At 59.7% G+C, this 17,713-nt stretch carries 13 protein-coding genes and 3 pseudogenes; 11 read left to right on the forward strand and 5 right to left on the reverse strand.

Features of this window, described 5'->3' with window-relative positions; genetic code table 11:
- Positions 1-143 precede the first annotated feature (143 nt).
- Both AWB64_RS12665 and AWB64_RS12670 read left to right on the forward strand, forming a co-directional pair.
- Complete coding sequence (locus AWB64_RS12665; protein ID WP_167353919.1) at positions 144-1,049, forward strand: LysR substrate-binding domain-containing protein; 906 nt, start codon at positions 144-146, stop codon at positions 1,047-1,049.
- A 2,152-nt stretch (positions 1,050-3,201) separates the two neighbouring features.
- On the forward strand, positions 3,202-3,507 hold the full coding sequence (locus tag AWB64_RS12670; RefSeq protein ID WP_060819391.1) for a porin family protein: 306 nt from the start codon (positions 3,202-3,204) through the stop codon (positions 3,505-3,507).
- On the opposite strand, the pseudogene AWB64_RS32270 reads toward AWB64_RS12670, so the two are convergent.
- Together AWB64_RS32270 and AWB64_RS12675 are read right to left on the reverse strand one after the other, a co-directional pair.
- Positions 3,505-3,646, reverse strand: a pseudogene (locus tag AWB64_RS32270) (IS5/IS1182 family transposase); the annotation flags it as partial. The gene AWB64_RS12670 and the pseudogene AWB64_RS32270 sit on opposite strands and share 3 nt — an antisense overlap.
- 66 nt (positions 3,647-3,712) lie before the next feature.
- Complete coding sequence (locus tag AWB64_RS12675; RefSeq protein WP_060819393.1) at positions 3,713-4,159, reverse strand: winged helix-turn-helix transcriptional regulator; 447 nt, start codon at positions 4,157-4,159, stop codon at positions 3,713-3,715.
- 312 nt (positions 4,160-4,471) lie between these two features.
- Between AWB64_RS12675 and AWB64_RS12680 the strand changes: the two genes are divergently transcribed.
- The gene (locus AWB64_RS12680; RefSeq protein ID WP_060819395.1) at positions 4,472-5,221 is read left to right on the forward strand and encodes an SDR family oxidoreductase; all 750 of its coding nucleotides are present in this window, start codon (positions 4,472-4,474) and stop codon (positions 5,219-5,221) included.
- A 126-nt stretch (positions 5,222-5,347) separates the two neighbouring features.
- On the opposite strand, the gene AWB64_RS12685 is transcribed toward AWB64_RS12680, so the two are convergent.
- Complete coding sequence (locus AWB64_RS12685; RefSeq protein WP_157766625.1) at positions 5,348-6,109, reverse strand: LysR substrate-binding domain-containing protein; 762 nt, start codon at positions 6,107-6,109, stop codon at positions 5,348-5,350.
- 87 nt (positions 6,110-6,196) lie between these two features.
- Here AWB64_RS12685 and AWB64_RS12690 point away from each other — a divergent pair.
- The 5 genes and pseudogenes from AWB64_RS12690 to AWB64_RS32280 all read left to right on the forward strand — a co-directional run bounded on the left by AWB64_RS12690 (position 6,197) and on the right by AWB64_RS32280 (position 10,559).
- A pseudogene (locus AWB64_RS12690) lies at positions 6,197-7,127 on the forward strand (electron transfer flavoprotein subunit alpha/FixB family protein).
- A gap of 380 nt (positions 7,128-7,507) precedes the next feature.
- Positions 7,508-8,263 (forward strand): amidase family protein, encoded by a 756-nt coding sequence (locus AWB64_RS12700; RefSeq protein WP_060819400.1) that lies wholly within the window; start codon positions 7,508-7,510, stop codon positions 8,261-8,263.
- Positions 8,264-8,470: 207 nt separating this feature from the next.
- A pseudogene (locus AWB64_RS12705) lies at positions 8,471-9,071 on the forward strand (polysaccharide deacetylase family protein); the annotation flags it as partial.
- A gap of 419 nt (positions 9,072-9,490) precedes the next feature.
- Positions 9,491-9,934: a CobW family GTP-binding protein gene (locus AWB64_RS32275; RefSeq protein WP_244164050.1), complete on the forward strand. Its 444-nt coding sequence runs from the start codon at positions 9,491-9,493 to the stop codon at positions 9,932-9,934.
- A gap of 88 nt (positions 9,935-10,022) precedes the next feature.
- The gene (locus AWB64_RS32280) at positions 10,023-10,559 is read left to right on the forward strand and encodes a CobW C-terminal domain-containing protein (protein ID WP_244164051.1); all 537 of its coding nucleotides are present in this window, start codon (positions 10,023-10,025) and stop codon (positions 10,557-10,559) included.
- Between the two features lie 26 nt (positions 10,560-10,585).
- Here the strand turns inward: AWB64_RS32280 and AWB64_RS12715 are convergent, their stop codons facing one another.
- Together AWB64_RS12715 and AWB64_RS12720 are read right to left on the reverse strand one after the other, a co-directional pair.
- On the reverse strand, positions 10,586-11,983 hold the full coding sequence (locus AWB64_RS12715) for a lyase family protein (protein ID WP_060819402.1): 1,398 nt from the start codon (positions 11,981-11,983) through the stop codon (positions 10,586-10,588).
- Positions 11,984-12,011: 28 nt separating this feature from the next.
- Complete coding sequence (locus AWB64_RS12720; RefSeq protein WP_157766626.1) at positions 12,012-13,388, reverse strand: MFS transporter; 1,377 nt, start codon at positions 13,386-13,388, stop codon at positions 12,012-12,014.
- A 179-nt stretch (positions 13,389-13,567) separates the two neighbouring features.
- On the opposite strand from AWB64_RS12720, the gene AWB64_RS12725 reads away from it, so the two are divergent.
- From AWB64_RS12725 to AWB64_RS12735, 3 genes are all read left to right on the forward strand, one after another.
- Positions 13,568-14,542: a LysR family transcriptional regulator gene (locus AWB64_RS12725; RefSeq protein ID WP_060819404.1), complete on the forward strand. Its 975-nt coding sequence runs from the start codon at positions 13,568-13,570 to the stop codon at positions 14,540-14,542.
- 251 nt (positions 14,543-14,793) lie between these two features.
- Entirely contained in the window at positions 14,794-15,807 is a 1,014-nt protein-coding gene (locus tag AWB64_RS12730; protein ID WP_060819405.1) for a GlxA family transcriptional regulator, read from the forward strand.
- Positions 15,808-15,967: 160 nt separating this feature from the next.
- Positions 15,968-17,656, forward strand: a complete 1,689-nt coding sequence (locus tag AWB64_RS12735; RefSeq protein WP_060819407.1) for an ABC transporter substrate-binding protein — start codon at positions 15,968-15,970, stop codon at positions 17,654-17,656.
- The last annotated feature ends 57 nt before the right edge of the window (positions 17,657-17,713 follow it).

Below are 17,713 nucleotides of genomic sequence, written 5' to 3' on the forward strand. Positions count from 1 at the left end.
TTTCAGTGTCGCCACAATAGCAATCGCCCCTTCCGGCCGTGAAATAGTTCAAAATTCGTACGGTATAGACGCCGTCTATGTGAAGGCAATGTGCGCGGAGAGAAGCGATGGATTACGACGAACGGCCACAGCGTCGACTTACGATGAGCTTGCGACAAATCGAGGTGTTTCGCGCGATCATGCTGACTGGCTCGGTCAGCGAGGCTGCGCGGATGCTGTTCATCGCGCAGCCTTCGGTGAGCCGCGTGCTCGCGGTGACTGAGGAACGGCTTGGCTTCCCGCTGTTTGAGCGTGCCCGCGGACGGCTGTTTCCGACGCCGGAGGCACGGCGCATTTTCGAGGAAGTCGAAGTCGCCTACACCGGCATCCAGCATGTCGACGAATTGGTACACGCGCTGATGGAAGGGCGCAGTGGCAAGCTGAATATTGTCTGTAGTCCGAGCCTCGGCGTGCATCTGCTGCCACGCGCGATCGCGCAATTTAACCGCCGCTATCCGGAACTGCCGATCCATTTCGAACCGCTCACACACAACAACCTCGTGCCGCGCGTGCTGTTCGGCAAGAACTACCTTGGCGTGTCGATGTTCGACATCACACATCCGCATCTCGAATCCGAGCCGCTGGCCGAGGTGCCGCTGGTTTGCATCAGCCCGCGCGGCTGGCTCGATTCGGACGCACCGACAGTGCGGCTGACCGAGCTACGCGAGCGGCCGTGGATCGACTACCGGCATGACTCGCCGCTCGGCCACATGCTCGGCGAGATGTTCCGCAACGAACCCGGCGGCGAGCCGCGTCCACGGCCGGCCGTCGAGGTGCGTTCGTCGATAAGCGCGTGCGCGCTCGTCGCGGAGAGCGTCGGCGTCGCGCTCGTCGATCCGCTCTGCGTGGACGCGTCGATGCGTACGCGGATCGACGTGCGCCCGCTTTTCCCGGAAAGGATGCTAAAGGTGCATGCGATCTATGCGCGGGCTGAACCGCTGTCGCATTCGGCTCGCGAATTTCTCGGCGAGCTGCGCGCTGTGCTGCGCGCGTCGCCGGGTGCGCGCTAGCGCGGCGCGGTATGGAATCGCCTGGAAGTGTGAATCTTTCTTGCAACTGGTTGCCGGTTTCAGAAAATCGGATTTGGCATAAAATAAGGATTTCTTATTAAAATGTCGGTTGTATGATGGCCTTCCGATGACCGACCAGATTCGGAGCTCAATCGCACTGGGTCGCTACGGATCAGGCGATGATGTCGCGGGTCTTGTCGTCTGATTAGCAAGCCTGGAAGCGGCGTTCATAACGGGTACGAGTCTGAAAGTCGATGTTGGCACGAGTGCTTGACGGTTGTCTTCGTCCACCCAGACTCTCAATATCATGAGCAGACCGCGCAGGGCCTGCCGGTCGATTCGCTTGCGGAGAAATGCAAGGCTCGTCATAAGCGGGTGATGTCGAAAGGCAACGGCGCAATGTGAATGCAGGCCATCGGAGTCATCTAGGTAGTCAAAATTAGCAATGGAGGTTGCCCCGTGGCCGCTCAGGAAGGGACGACTGTGAATCTTCTTCGTGCGACTGAGCGACTGAACCTGGCCGCCCCGCCTGTCGGCGATTGGCGGAAGCCGACCACCCGGCGCGCAACTTATTGCCGCGCCCGACGCGTGTACGAGTACTGATGCGCGAGCCATGCCATCCCGGTTCCGTCCGCCATGATGAAATGCTGTTCTTTCCTGTCTCGGTCAAGTCCCTGATGGCCATCGCTTGTCGCAGTTCTCTCTTGTGGTCGTCATCGCGGCCGCTCTTATCACTCTGCCGGTTGCCTCTGCGCAGAGCGTGACCACCTCGGCCTTAACGCCAAAGCGGGTCTACAAAAAAGAGCCAAAGGAGGCGCGTGCAGCGCCCACGGCGGATCGGAAGAAGCTGGAGAAAACGATTACAAACCAGGCCAAGACCAAGTCAACTATCCGCAGGATTTGCAGAACGCGGAACACAAGGCGAACTCGAGTTTGGGGTAATCGTTTGATTCGTGAAAAATCTGACGCTTTGACGCAGTGAAGCCGCTGGATCGGTGGCTTGCGCCATTGTCGATTGCGCGGAAGTGGCCGAACCGCAGAGCCTTACTGCCGAAAACGAAATGGCTCCTATATGCCGGAAATTCACATGGGGAGAGATTCGATCCGGGATTCCAGGACTGGCTTGACGCATAGACTCTATCAGCGCGGTTGTGGGGCGCGGGGGGCTACCGAGCGAAGATGCGTTGTTAGAGGAACTTCTAGGGTAAGACGAACAGTGATCTATGCTCCGCTCGTTCAGGTCCATTTCCGTCACATCGCGGTCACCTGCAGTCATTTCGCTGCCTGTTTCGCTGGTCGTCCGACCGCTTGTACGGCAAAGCCGGCCATTCCCCGCGAATGAGCGATCGGTCGCTCCGGGTCGAGAAGAACCATTCGCCAATAACCAAGGTTCACACTCGTCGACACCTAGTCGGGAATGTCGGCAAAGCAACCTTGAAGGGCCGCACGTTCATAGTCGGCCGCCGCCGGCGGCCCACCACTGGGCGGCTGACTCGGTCGCCATGCCGACCAGACCGGAAGCGCCACACGCGTCAGTTTTTTTTGGTCCTTAGCCGTCATTGTTGTTCCGGTATGGGTAGGATGTGTTCGGGAAGAGCGGGAGTCAAACCTGGCGGCGCTTTGCGGGCAACTGTTGGAGTCGGCTGCCTGCCGACCCGCCGCAACGGGCCTATCCGTTTAGCGTCTGTCTATTCCCCGGCAGCGCGAATGACGACGTGCTCCTTCTGATCAGAGAAGCAACCGGCTGCACACTTTTTAGTTGGGGCCTATCAGCCGTTGGCTCTTCGGAAATGACGAGGTTTATCAACAATTCACTTGCGTTACGCATGCGGAACTTGCCTGGCATCTCACACCACCATCGGCTGGCCGTGTCGGTTTTCCCTGTTGCCAAGGTGAACCATCTTTCGAGAGGCACGTTGTCTCCAGAGCTTCACACCCAGCAGTTACGCGCCACGCATGTCTAGATAGGCAACGGTTGGTCGCACAACCGGTCACCGTACCGGACGCCATTCTTCAGTGTTCGATAGATGACAAGACAAGAGCGAGCTTTGCTGCCCTCTACCACTTACATACAACACGATGGGCAGCAGCACGTGCCGCACGATCAGCGTTTCCTTAGCGGTACCGCCGCGTTCACAATGTGGAAGTCAACGTGTCGTACTTCGTGGCCCGGTCGGTGTTGCTCTGCGCGGCCTACGACCACACGCGCGGCAGTTCGTTGGGCGGCAGGGACGGCCCTAAGTACAACCAGTTCGCGGTCGGAGCCGATTACTTTCTGTCGAAGCGAACTGATGTCTGCGTGGTCGGTATTCTTCAGAAGGCGTCGGATACGCAGTCGGACGGGCACGAAGCAGTCGCGTCGATTAGCACGTTGACGCCGTCGATCAGCGATCGCCTGTCGAGGGTCTGGTTGGGTAATTCGACACAAATTCTAGCCGAGATGCTAGGTTGCGCATAACTTCTTCCTGATCTGTGCGCGGTGACGTATCTGCTGGCGCAAGGGCGAGCTTCTCGTACGGTCGAATCGTCTTCATATCGAAACCTGTTGGAGTGGACCGGTCTGCAGTTTCAATCGGGTCGAGATACCGTTGAACGTTTCACACACTGCGGGACCGCACGAGACGCTGATGTGCCACTATACGAAGTAAGACGATATGGTGTATTCAGTCAAGACCCGACAGAAACCGAATATCGCTGGCACGCAACTTTCTTCCGTCGAACGACCTTAGTTCTATTTTTTTCAGCGGGTGTTTCGTCTTCTTGTCCACCAACGGAGAGGCCGGCTCTCCGGGTTTGAAGGCATGAGCGAGGCCCCACTGCCCCAGACTTATGAGCACCGGTGCGAGCGCCTGCCCCTTCGAGGTCAATGAATATTCCTCGTAAGCGCTTCCGTCGGCTGCGGGCTGGATTTCGAATATCCCTTGCTCCACCAGTGCCTTGAGCCTCGCGCTGAGACTGCTCTTTGCGGCACCGAGACTGCGTTGAAAGTCGTTGAATCGGGTCACGCCGCTTAGCGCGTCACGGACAATAAGCAGCGTCCACCAGTCGCCAATGATGTCAAGGCTTCGGGCAACCGGGCACTTCTCCTCAGTCAAGCTCTTGCGTCTCACTTGGTTACCTCCAATACCCACATCGGCAGCGGTAAACACAATTTATGATGCCGCGCATCACATCCCAGTCACGATGATACGCCAGCCGGTTTCATCATCAAACCGGAGGTCCATGCTGGAACACGCAGATATTTCCGCAGGCGTGTGAACCCCGGATACGGCAGATCTCCTTCCGTCGGGGTCCACTTGCATGAGTGGAGTGACTAGCTCATAATCGGTCTAATTATTGGACCAGTTTGTGGTGAAAAAAACGAAGCCAAACGCGCTGTGTCCCGAAGAACCGTTGGTTTTATCTACTCATCGGAGGAAGAAATGCCTAACCTTGAAGGAAAGATTGCAGTTATCACTGGTGGAAACTCTGGAATAGGCCTCGCGACAGCCAAAGTCTTTGTGAAGGAGGGGGCGCGCGTTTACATTACGGGCCGCAGGCAGGCAGAGCTTGACGCTGCAGTCGCTCTTCTGGGACCACGTGTGATCCCCGTGCAGGGCGATGTCTCCAAACCGGCCGATCTCGATCGGCTGTATGACCAGATTCGCGATGAGGCGGGACGGGTCGACGTTGTCTTCGCCAACGCTGGTAGTGCCACGTTGGCGCCACTTGGCAGCCTGACGGATGAAGACGTCGACTATCAGTTCGATGTGAATGTGAAGGGCGTGATCTGGACGGTCCAGAAGGCCCTGCCGTTGATGGGGCCAGGTGCGTCGGTTATCTTGAACGCTTCGATCGTCGCGACAAAAGGCTGGGCCAACTGGAGCGTCTACAGCGCGACCAAGGCGGCTGTTCGTTCGTTCGCGCGAACCTGGTCATCTGACCTTAAAGGCCGCGACATTCGTGTCAACGCCGTCAGCCCGGGCGTGATCCTGACGCCCGGCCATGAAAAGACGGGCCTCCCGCGTGCGGAACTCGAGCAGTTCTACACTTACGCTGCCGGCATCACACCGCTGAGCCGGGTTGGCAACGATGACGAGGTTGCCAAGGTCGTCGCGTTCTTGGCATCGAACGACAGCAGCTTCATGACGGGCAGTGAGATCTTCGTCGATGGTGGATTCGCGCAAATCTGACGCAGCGATCCGGCCAGCTGGCCCTGGCCGGATCAAGCTGAAACCAGTGTAGGTTGTCACCAATGCCGGTATGTCGCCTTTATTGCGCAGATAACTCTCATCATCCGCTCCGCCACGGCATGCCATTTAGCAGTCTTGAGGTTCAACCCGTTCCACGGGGAGCAACCATACCGGAGCGGGACGACGATTGCCTGCGAGACTCCTTCTACAAGGGTATTGTCCGGCAATCGAATGGCGCGAGATATCGGCAGCCCAATCGCCGAAGACTTTCAGTTTCGTCTGCAAATGTCTGTTGGACGGGTACAGCAGGTGCAACTCATGCCGTGGACGATTCCATTCTTGCAGTAGCGGCACCAGTACGCCGCGCTCTATGTAAGGGCGTGCCATGAAGCCATACGTCTGGCTGATTCCGAGCCCTGCTATCAGGGCCGTGAGGCGAGACGTGCTCTCATTGACTGCAACTGTAGTGCCTCGACTGATCTCGAATGTCTCATCGTCGCGATGAAACAGCAGCGGACGTGATTTTCCCGTCATGGACGAAAAATAACTAATCAACGAGTGTCCATGTTCCAGTTGCTGCGGGTGAGCGGGGCGGCCATGTGCCGCGAGATAAGCGGGGCTCGCGCAGGTTACGTAATCGAACTCGGCAATACGCTTTGCCAACAGCGAACTGTCGGGTAGCGTGCCGGCGCGGATGACGCAATCGACTCCTGCTTCGACCAGGTCTACGGGGCGATCGCTCACGCCGAGATAAAGCTGGATATCTGGATAGCGCGCGCGGAAATCGGCTAGAGCGGGTATCAGGATCAGGTCAGCGAGTGACGACCCGATGTCGATACGCAGGCGTCCGCGCGGTTCCACGCGGGTATGTGCGGCTAGCGCATCCATATCATGCACTTCGTCGCCGGACGTGAATACACTGGTCGAGAAGCTGAAGACCGAAGCGAACGTGCTGTAAAAAGGAGCGAAAGGCAGATGACGATCCTGATAATAGCGGAACACGACAACGCCACGCTGAAGGCGCCGACGCTGAACGCGGTGGCGGCGCAGCAGATCGGCGGCGAGATGCACGTGCTGGTGGCGGGCCACAACGCGCAGGGCGCGGCACAGGCAGCTGCGGCGGTGGCAGGGGTTTCGAAGGTGCTGCTGGCGGATGCGCCGCAGTTGGAGACGGGGATGGCGGAGAACGTCGAGGCGACGGTTCTGCAGGTGGCGAAGGACTACACACACATTCTGGTCGGCTCAACGGCGGCGGGCAAAAACGTCGCGCCACGCATTGCGGCGAAGCTGGATGCATCGCAGATCAGCGACATCACGGCAGTGCTGGGCGCGGACCCGTCCGAGCGTCCGATCTATGCGGGCAACGCGATCGCGACGGTGCAGTCGGCGGATCCCATAAAAGTGATCACGGTGCGTACGACGGGGTTTGACCCGGTGGTGACGGCGGGCGGCAGCGCGGCAATCGAGACGATCGGTGCGGCGGCGGACAGGGGGCGTCGCAGTTTGTGGGCCGGGAGGTAACGAAGCTAGAGCGCCCAGAGCTCACGGCGGCAAAGATCATCGTATCGGGTGGACGGGGGCTGGGCAGCGGGGAGCACTACACGCAGGTGCTGGAGCCACTGGCGGACCGTCTGGGGGCGGCGCTGGGCGCGTCGCGCGCGGCGGTCGATGTAGGATTCGTGCCGAACGACTATCAGGTAGGGCAGACCGGCAAGATCGTAGCGCCGCAACTGTACGTGGCCGTGGGGATCTCGGGGGCGATCCAGCATCTGGCGGGGATGAAGGACTCGAAGGTGATCGTGGCGATTAACAAGGACGAGGAGGCGCCGATCTTCAGCGTCGCCGATTACGGGCTCGTCGGCGATCTGTCACGCTCGTGCCGGAACTGGTCAAGGAGCTCTGCTAAGCACGCCGTAGCGCCTTGCTGGACCAGAAAACGGGGTGCCATGGTTATATACCGAGGCACCCCGTTTTCATTCAACCATGCTTACTTGTAAGCCAGTCGCGCAACGCCGGCGCGGTCCACCGAGAGGTCGTCTGGTAATGCCGGCGCGGCAGCGCAACTCATGCTCGATCACCTTGATCACATTGAAGGGGCGCTGAACCTCGACGCGGTCGATAACGAAGTTGATCTGGAAGCAATCTTCAAGCGCAGACGCGCTGACGATCCGCGGTTATTCCTGACGAGACTGGAACGTTCTCTCATGCCTGACTCCTGCATATCTGCTGTCGCGCGCATTTGCTTCCGGCAAATCGAATCCTGTTGAGGTCGCCGAGGCGGCGTTATTGAAAGCGGCGGCTGTTCCGGCCGTGTTTCTTTCAACCACGCCCGAACGCGCGATCAGGGAAGCCGAGCAATCGGCAAGAGGATGGCGCGAGGGCCGCCCGCCCGGTCTGCTCGATGGCGTGCCGATAGCGTGGAAAGACTTGTTCTATATGGCTGGAAAAGTAACCACCGCCGGATCGGCCGTCCTCGCTGCACGGCAGGCGGCTCGCACCGATGCGCCGCTGGTCAGCGCAGGCGCTCGCACCGGCATGGTGTGCATCGGCGAGACCGGGTTGAGCGAGTTTGCGTTTTCAGGGCTCGGACTTAATCCTTATTTCGGCACTGCCATCAATCCTCGCGTCGACAACGGCCGGCGCGCGCCAGGCGGATCGTCATCGGGCGCGGCGGTCGCGGTGGCAACGGGCATTGTGCCAGTCGCGGTCGGCACCGATACCGGCGGTTCGATTCGCGTGCCGTCGGCATTCAACGGCCTTGCCGGTTTTCGCGCGAGCGTTGCGCGCTATTCGCGCGAGGGCATGGTCGGGTTATCGGCGACACTCGACACGTACCGACCGCTTGCCACCAGCGTGGCCGACTGCGTGGCTTTCGACGTCGTCATTCGTGGCGTGGACGTGGTATTGCCTGAAGACGCCACGATGCCGGGAGCACGCTTTATAGTCGATCCAGGATTGCTCACGTCATTGTGTCACGGAGCCGGTCGCTGCGAATTTCAAGCGCTTCATCGCGAGGCTGGAAGACACGGGCGCCATTGTTGAACGCAAGCCGCTCGCCACGTTATCAGGCTTCAGCGACGTGATGCGAGAGCACGGCTGGGTCGGTGGCATGGAAGCGTTTCTGGTGCATCGCGCGCTGCTCGATCGTCCAAAGCAGCGCGTATCGATCAGCGCGTGCTCACGCGTCTCGAAGCGAACCGGGTTGTACCACCGGACTGTCCTCGGCAGCTTCTCGCGTGGCGCACTGCGAACCTGATTGCGATGACGTCCGAGCAAGAGGAAGCGGTGCTCGACCGCAGCATTGAGTTGGTGACACAGTTATCGGGCCGGCGCCCGACCGGCTACGTTGCACCCCGGTGGGAATTCAGTTCTGTGACGAATGAACTGCTGGTCAAGAAGGGCATCAAGTACGATCACAGCCTGATGCACAACGACTTCCACCCGTACTACGTTCGAGTGGGCGATACCTGGACCAAGATCGACTATAGCAAGCATCCGGGCGCCTGGATGAAGGCGCTCGTGCGCGGTCAGGAAACGGATCTGGTCGAGATTCCGGCGAATTGGTATCTGGACGGTCTCCCGCCAATGATGTTCATTAAGAAGTCGCCCAACAGCCATGGCTTTGTGAACCCGCGCGACATTGAGCAGACGTGGCGCGTTCAGTTTGACTGAGTGTATCGCGAGCACGGCGACTACGCCGTGTTCCCGATCACGATTCATCCGGACGTCCGCAAGTGCTGCTGATGCTTGAACGCTTGATACACTATTTTCGCTCGCACGAGGGTGTGCGGTTTGCACTTGCGACGACACTGCCGATGACTTCCTCGCCCGTTTTCCGCGCAGCAAATAATGCACTGAACCTATCCATCGAAGAGCGTCTGCCGGAATCGGCGGGACATAATTTCGGCAGGACGCTGGGCGCCTATCCCGGCAGTTCAGTGATTCAATAGTTCAAGTTTACGAACTTTCAGGAGTGAGGCAAACATGTGCGGCTGCTTGGCGGAGATTACCACTGGTCGAACGCCACCGCGCCCCTGGCGGGTGCGAACCCGCGTCGGCAGCGGTTGATTCAGGCGGCACTCGCCAATCGAGTCCTGATGCCGTTCCGGCTGAAACTTGATGACTTCCACGGGCAGTCGTTCGTGCTGATGTCGCCGACGGGGGCAAGCGAATTGGTCAGCGACTTCTCGCAGGTCTGGCGCGTGGCTGAGCGCATGCTTGGCCGGCCACTTGACCCGCTGACTCTTTTACAGACGAAGCGGCGCCGCCATGAGCCTCGCCTACGAGATCTTGCCGCTTACCCTTGCAACCGGTTTCCCCGGCAGCGGTAAATCGACGTTACTCGCCGACGTTCTGCAGGGTGACGCCGCTCGCGATACCGCCGTTCTCGTCAACGAATTCGGCGACGTCGGGCTAGATCATCTCTTGATCGGGGAGGTGGATGCACGCACCGTGCTGTTTGATAACGGTTGTGTCTGCTGTTCGATTCGCGGCGAGTTGAAAGACGCGCTCGCAACGCTTTATTCACAGCGCGCACGCAGCGAGACGCTGGCGTTCTCGCGAGTCGTGCTGGAAACGACGGGGCTTGCGACACCCGCGCCGATCATCGCTACGTTGCTTGGCGATCCGGTGATCCGCAGTCACTACGCGCTGAATGCGATCATCACTGTGGTCGACGCAGTGAACGCGCGAGCAGCATGCGCACTATCCTGAATGGATCGCTCAGGTGACTGCTGCGGACCGCCTGCTGATCAGCAAGCCGGATCTTGTTGATCAAGCTACACTAACGGACCTGACGGCCATGCTAACGGCGCCCAACCCAGCCGCGCAGGTTCTGGTTCGCGGCAATGTCTCGCACGCGCAAGGTATTGGTGGACATAGCGGACGCGCGCTGCTCGACATGCTGTTTGCATCGGCGAGCTTGACTGACCTGGTCATGCGGATGGGCAGGGTGTGCCGCCATGCTGTGGTCGATGGCGGTCCGCTTGCGCATCGCGAGGAGCAAGCGCCGTCGATTAACTCTTTCTGCATGCAAATTGATTCGCCTCTCGACTGGCACGTCTTCACGCTATGGTTCACGCTGCTCCTCAACCGTCACGGCCACAAGATCTTGCGCGTGAAAGGGCTGCTCGACATTGCTAATTCGGATCGTCCCGCCGTGCTGCACACAGTTCAACATCTCGTTCATTTGATGCTGCATCTGCAAGCGTGGCCTCAGGCCGACGAAGCTTCCCAACGGTGCTCGCGGCTTGTGTTCATTACCGAAGGTCTCGGCTTGAATGCAGTAGAAGCATCCTATGCACCGTTTCGAAATCATCTCGAAGATACTGGTCATTGAGTGCGAGGCGAGTGCCGAAGTCGCCTTCATATCGTACTGCGGCTCGCGATGCTCCAGTGTAACAAGTTCAGCATGTCCTTTCGACTCATCACGCTTTCTGCTTCCACTATCTCGATCAGTGGCCGGCCCGACTCGATCGCCTTCGCAACCAGAGCCGCAGTGCGTTCGTAGCCGATTGCATCCTTCAGCGCCGGGGCTATCGCAGTCGACTCGAGCAGGTTGCGCTCGCTCGCATCCGCGTTGGCAATGATAGTCCGCACGCAATACACGTCAAACATCGATATCGCTCGCGTGGCCGCCCCTATTGCCTTGAACAGCGACACAGCGATAAGAGGCATGTAGTTGTTGGTTTCCAGTTGTCCGTTGGCAGCCGCCAGCATGACGCTCTGATCCGCACCGGCCACGAAGTACGCGACCTGCGTGAGTCCCATTGCGTGGACCGGGTTGACCTTTCCGGGCATCATTGAAGAGCCGGCCTGCTGCGGTGCTAGACGAAGCTCACCAATCCCGCCACGCGGACCGGAACTGAGCAGTACGAGATCGTTTGCAACCTTGGCGAGCGCAAGCGTAGCCGTTTTCACAGTCGCCGACAGCGCGGCGAATTCATCCATGTTTTGCACCGCATCGAAGAGGTCGGTTGCGGGCGTAAGCGGCTCGCCGGCCAGTTCGGATAGCGCAGCCGTCACCGCATGCCGATACCCGTCGTAGGTCCCGAGCCCCGTGCCAACCGCGGTGGCGCCCAGCGCAATCGTGCTCAGGACTGGAATGTGTGTGTCGAGCAACGCTGTCATCCGTTCTGCGAGAGACGCATAGCCGCCGAACGCCTGACCGAGTTTCATCGGCAAGGCATCCTGCAAACACGTGCGGCCGATTCGCAGAATGCCCTCGAAGCTGGCCTGCTTCTCGCGCAATGACGCGGCCAATTGTCCAATGACGCTGCGCAACTGCCTGGCTTCATCGCGCAGGGCCAGCTTCACTGCGGTGAGCAGCACGTCGCTGGTGGACTGGGCGTAGTTGACGTGATCGAGAGGGTGGAGAAACGCGTAATCGCCCGGGCGATGTCCCATCAACTGAAGCGCGCGGTTGGTCAGCACTTCGTTGATGTTCATGTTGATCGACGTGCCGCACGAGCCCTCCAGCGGATCGACGATCAGCGCCGCGCCATGATTCCCCGCCGCGAGTTCCATGCAGGCCTGGACGATTGCATCGCATTGCGCGCGCGTGATCTTGCCGTGCCGTGCATTGACCCGCGCGATCACCATCTTCGTGCGCGCCAGCCATTTTACGAATACCGGGTAATGCGCCAGCGTCTCGCCGCTATACGGAAAGTTAGCCTGGCCGCGTAGCGCGTGGATGCCGTAAAGCGCGTCGGCCGGAAGTTCACATGTGCCGAGCGAGTCGGTTTCAGTGCGTCGTAGTTCCATTGTCTTGCAGTTCCTGGAGAGTCCTGTGTCAGCTTTCGAGCGACGCATGGCGTGTCTCGGGCGCCCAGATCGCGCATGCCACGCCACCCGCCGCCAGCACCCCGACGCAAAGATAAACCGCGGCCTGACCGCCATAAGTCGCGACGATGCTCGGAAACAGGAACGTCGTGACCGCCGATCCCACGCGGCTTGCGGCAACGGCAAATCCCAGCGCGGTCGCGCGAAGCTCGGTTGTGAACAACTCCTGCGGATAGAGAAAGCAAAGATTGTTGGTGCCGCTCAATACGAGTGCGAAGATGGCGAACAAAGGCACCACGGCCGACCCCGGAAGATGCGAACCGAACGACAGGCACGCAAGCACGATTGCAGAGAGGAAGAAGCCCCACAGCAAAAATGCGCGCCTGCTGATCCGGTCAACAACGAGCGCACCGGCAACCGTGCCGAACAACAGAAAGACGTTGTAGATCAGGCCAGCGAGAAACTTGTCCTGAATGTGCAGCGACGCGAATACCATCGGCGAGAAAGTGCCGAGCGAAAAATAGGGGATCACAAGGCACATATAAAAGAAGCAGGCGATGAAGAGCCGCGTGCGCCATTGCGCGGAAAACAGCCGGCTGACCGTCGTGCCCGCGTCCGAGCTTGCTTGTGCGCCCGAGGTGCTTTCGGCGGCACGGTTCAAAACAATGTTCGCGCCAATATTCTCGCGGATGATCGCCAGCGCTTCGGCGGTCCTGCCCTTGCGTTGCAGCCACAGCGGCGACTCCGGTGTGCGCACGCGAAACAGGAACACGATTGCCGCGGGTATCGCGCTCGAGAGCAGCATCACGCGCCAGATATCAGGACCGCGATCCTTGAGCAGATAGCCGACCACGTACGCGCATGCATAGCCGAGCGCCCACGCAATGGCAAGCCAGCTAAGCAGCCGTCCGCGCAGCCGTATCGGCGAATATTCGACCACCAGGGCCTTGCTCACGACATAGTCGAAGCCGAGCGTAATGCCGAGCAGCAGGCGCAGCACAAGCAGTTGCGTTGGACTCGTCACCCAGAACTGCGCCACCGAAATCAGCGCGAACAGCGCCATGTCGTAGTTGAACAGCGCCCGCCGTCCGAAACGGTCTACGAACGAGCCTGCAAACAGGCTCCCGGCAAACAGCCCCGCAAGGGAAGCCGCGCCGAGAATGCCCAGCCACACGGCATTCAGATGAAGCTGCGGCGTGGCAATGGCGAGCGCAATGCCAATAATTCCAAGCACGAAGCCGTCGCTGAACTGGCCGCCCGTGCCGGCGAACGTGACGCGCAAGTGAAACGGCGTGAGCGGCGCGTTTTCGAACGCGACGGTGGAGGGCGTGGAGGAATGCGCTGCAGCGGTTCCACTTGCTGCAGGTGCCTGCGTGGACATATTCATGGATGTTGGTCTCCGTGCGATTGCTTTCTGTAAAATAATGTTGGCAATTTTAGGATCGCGCGATCGATGCGTCCCGCTGCGCCGGCCGAATAAGGAATTCTTATGCACACATTTCGGAAAGCCATTTTCACGCGATGGACACAGAGAGCCGAGGCCGGCGCACATGTGGCGAGAGTGCGGTGAGCAGGCAACAGGACCGCCCGGTCGATCTTTATCAGCTCGATGTGTTTCTCGCTGTTGCATCGACGGGCAGCATGTCGGCTGCCGCCGGCGTGCTGGGAATCAGCCAGTCCGCTGTGTCACAGACCACGGCGCAACTCGAACAATCGCTCGGGCTGATATTGATCGACCGGGCAAGACGGCCGCTGTCGCTGACGCCCGCGGGCCTGTATATAAGCGAAAACGCGGAACCCCTTATTGCGCTCGCACGCCGCATGAAGGCGCAGGCAACCGAAGTGTCGAAGTCCGAAGGGTCGTATTTGCGCATTGGCATGATCGACTCCGTAGCCAACACGATCGGCCCCAGTCTCATCAGAATGCTGGCGGCGCGTACCAGCGCATTGTCCGTGCAGATCGGCATGGCGACCGCGCAGGAAGAAGCGTTGCTTGGGCGCGATCTCGACATGATCATTTCCACCAACCCTTTCGTCGATCATCCCGCGTTCGAGCATCGACTGCTCTACCAGGAAAGCTTCGTTGCCATCGCGGGCCGTGGCGAGCGTACCGAAAGCCTGTCGCCGACGTTGCACACGCTTGCTGCTTCGTTGCCGTTCATCCGCTTTAGCCGGACGTCCACGCTCGGTATCCGCATAGAGCGAATCTTGCGATACAACAATATCGACGCGCAGCGAAAGCTCGAGGTCGACCACGCCGACACCATGACGCTGCTCGTGGCGCAGGGCTTGGGATGGGCCATTACAACGCCAACCTGCCTGATGCAGACAGGCACCCGCTTTGCCGACGCCGTGACCCTCGTTCCTATCGATAAAGGTAATTCCCTGCGCTCGATCTTCCTCGTCACGCGACGCGGCGAATTTCTCACGCTCTCGAATGCGATCGCCGATGCCGTGAGCGCGGCGCTTGACGGGCTGCTGGACGCGCACGCCTGGTTGAGACCGTATGTGCCTATGGACGAAGAAGCTTCCGACGAGTAGTGGCGCTGGCTTGGGCGCTGCGCAGCGTTGCCCAGACGTTGCGTGATCGTTCGGCGTCGAGCACGCGGAATATTGTTCGTGTAAAGCTTGAATGGCGAGCGCAGCGGACTCCATGCTGCCCGGCATTGCGCAGTGGCGCTGTCTTCCATCCTTGTCGCGCAGATCCGCATTCTTTCTGATCGGCGTTGACAACGGTCCTCCAACGAAGGCAAGTTACTCGACACCTCAAAACGCTGACCGGTTACCCGACGATGGAACAAGCCTCCGAGAACGCTCTCGAAATGATCGCAGCGGCGGCTGAACCGCTGCGCGTCGGATTCTTTCTAGTCCCTGATTTCCCGATGATGACCTTCGGCGCCGCGGTCGATCCGCTGCGCCAGGCAAATCGCATTGCAGGGCGGCCTCTATACAAGTGGAGCTTTCTATCCATTGACGGTGCGCCTGTTCATTCGAGCGCAGGCGTTCCGATTCCAATCGACCATGCGATTGCCGACATGCCTCCGTGCGATCTGGTCATCCTTTGCGCGGGGCTGAATCACGCGAAAGCTTACAAACCGGCGGTGTTCAAGTGGCTGCGCTCGGTGCATAGCCGGGGTTGCGTGCTCGGCGGTATTTGCGCGGGTCAGTTCATGATCGCGAAAGCGGGCCTGCTCGACGGGCGCCGCTGCGCCGTTCACTGGGAACTGCTCGCGGCCTTCCAGGAGGAGTTTCCGCGCAGCGTGGCGTCCAATGCCATCTTCGCGGTGGACGGTCCGTTCATTACGTCGTCGGGAGGCACGGTGACGCTGGACATGATGCTGTACGTCATTGCCGCGAGCAAAGGCCGTGATATTGCCAATGCGATTTCCGACCAGTTCAATCACCCGGAGATTCGACAGCAGGATTCGGCGCAACGCCTGCCGGCGCAAACGCGCTTTGGCATCCGCAATCCCAAACTGCTCGAAATCGTCAAGGTGATGGAGTCGAGCATCCAGAATCCCGTCGATCTTCAAGTGCTCGCACGGCGCGTGCAATTGTCGACCCGGCAGATTGAACGCCTGTTCGTCACGCATCTCGGCACGACCCCGTCGGCCTTCTATGCCGGTCTGCGCATGGCCCGCGCGCACGACCTGATTCTGCAGACGGATCTGTCCATTTCCGACGTAGCGCAAATCTGCGGCTATATGTCGGCGGCGCGCTTCGGCCGGCTGTATCGGACGCATTACGGCAGCACGCCCCGGGAAGTGCGTCAAGGCGGGATGGCGCGGCGCGCGTCGATCGCCTGACCTGGCGCGCTCATCTTTTTGCAATCGCCGCCGTGCAAAATGCGCGATGTCGCTTTTTGTACCTGAAATGTCGCATTTGCGTTTTTGTCCAAAACTTGAATCGACTTAACCTTCACTCAGTCGTTCATGCCCGCTTCCTCATTTATCCGGAGACCACGTAGTGTCCAACGATTCCGAAGCAACGCCGCATCCTTACATTCCCGTTCTTATCGGCGACCTCAAAAGCGGGAACGTCTCGCGGCGTCACTTTCTACGCACTGCAACCTTGCTTGGATTGTCGGCCATGGCGGCGTACAAGCTGAGCGGCGAAGCCAATCCGTTTATCAGCGACGCGCAGGCCGCCGATGCGCTGCCCAAGGGCGGGCATCTGCGGATCGGCATGCGCTGCATGGAAATCAAGAGTCCGCACCAGGCGGATTTCGCCGAGAAGTCGAATGTGATTCGGCAGGTTTGCGAGTTTCTGACGTTCACGGGCAACGACAACATCACGCGTCCGTATCTGCTTGAACGCTGGGAGGTCAGTGAAGACCTGAAGACCTGGACGCTGCATATCCGGAAGGGCGTGAAGTGGCACAACGGACGCGCGCTGAATGCGGACGACGTGGTGTGGAATCTCAAGCGCGTCTGCGATCCGGCGGTGGGTTCGTCGCAGTTGGGGCTGTTCACCGGTTATCTCGTTCAGGAATACGACTCCGGCCAGAAGGACGCGAGCGGCAAACCCAAGAAGGCGAGCCGCATCTGGTCCGATCATGCGATCGAAAAGGTCGATGACCTCACGGTCCGGCTGAACTGTTTCGCACCGCAAATCGCAGTGCCGGAACACCTGTTTCACTACGCGATGTTCATCACCGATCCGGCGGACAAGGGCCTGTTCGGCGCCGGCAGCAACGGCACGGGTCCGTTCGAATTGACTTCGTACACGGTTGGCAAGAGCGCGGTGTACAAGGCGCGCAAAGACTACTGGGGCAGCGGCCCTTATCTGGATTCGTTCGAGTTCGTCGATCTCGGCGACAGCGCGGGCGCGGGTATCTCGGCGATGGCGTCGCGCCAGGTCGACGGTCTCTCCGAAGCCGACGCGGTTCAGGTGAATGCAATGAAGCGTCTGCCGCACGTCCAGCCCTATAGCGTGCTGACCTCGCAGACGGGCGTGGCGCGAATGCGCGTGGATCACAAGATTCTCGGCGACGCGCGCGTGCGCAAGGCGATGAAGCTTGCGATCGATCACCAGAAAATCATTGCCACGTCGTTGCTCGGCGCGGGGACATCGGCGGAGGACCATCACGTCGCGCCCGTTCATCCGGAATACTACGCATTGCCGAAGTATGGCCGCGACGTCGCGCAGGCGAAAAAGCTTTTGGCCGACGCGGGTTATCCAAACGGTTTCGAAATCGACATGGTGACCCGTCCCGACCCGATCTGGGAATTGAACACGGTTCAGGCACTTGCAGAACAGTTCAAGGATATTGGCGTGAAGGTGAACATCAAACCGCTGCCAAGCGCCCAATACTGGGAAGTCTGGACAAAGGTGCCGTTCAGTCTCACGGGCTGGGGGCATCGGCCGCTTGGGGTGATGACGCTGTCGCTTGCCTACCGGACCAACGCGGCGTGGAACGAGTCGGGCTACGCGAACGCTGAATTCGACGCGCTGCTCGATCAGGCGGACGGAATTCTCGATCCGAAAAAACGCAGCCTCGTGATGGCGAAAATCGAAAAGCTGATGCAGGAAGACGGCCCGATCGTGCAGCCGTTCTGGCGTGCGTTCTCGACAGTCATGGACAAGAAGGTGAAAGGCTTCTCGGTGCATCCGTCGCAATACATCTTCGCGAACCAGTGCGCCGTGGGCGCTTGAGCCGATTCAACGCGCGCATCCGGCAACGTGCATCCGTCGCGCGGCCCGAGCTCGCAT

The sequence above is a fragment of the Caballeronia sordidicola genome, assembly GCF_001544455.2.
Taxonomy (GTDB): Bacteria; Pseudomonadota; Gammaproteobacteria; order Burkholderiales; family Burkholderiaceae; genus Caballeronia; species Caballeronia sordidicola.

Coding starts and splice junctions, on each gene's coding strand:
- AWB64_RS12665 (WP_167353919.1), top strand. CDS start 144: ATGAGCTTGCGACAAATCGAGGTGTTTCGCGCGATCATGCTGACTGGC.
- AWB64_RS12680 (WP_060819395.1), top strand. CDS start 4,472: ATGCCTAACCTTGAAGGAAAGATTGCAGTTATCACTGGTGGAAACTCT.
- AWB64_RS12685 (WP_157766625.1), bottom strand. CDS start 6,109: ATGGATGCGCTAGCCGCACATACCCGCGTGGAACCGCGCGGACGCCTG.
- AWB64_RS32275 (WP_244164050.1), top strand. CDS start 9,491: ATGAGCCTCGCCTACGAGATCTTGCCGCTTACCCTTGCAACCGGTTTC.
- AWB64_RS32280 (WP_244164051.1), top strand. CDS start 10,023: ATGCTAACGGCGCCCAACCCAGCCGCGCAGGTTCTGGTTCGCGGCAAT.
- AWB64_RS12715 (WP_060819402.1), bottom strand. CDS start 11,983: ATGGAACTACGACGCACTGAAACCGACTCGCTCGGCACATGTGAACTT.
- AWB64_RS12720 (WP_157766626.1), bottom strand. CDS start 13,388: ATGAATATGTCCACGCAGGCACCTGCAGCAAGTGGAACCGCTGCAGCG.
- AWB64_RS12730 (WP_060819405.1), top strand. CDS start 14,794: ATGGAACAAGCCTCCGAGAACGCTCTCGAAATGATCGCAGCGGCGGCT.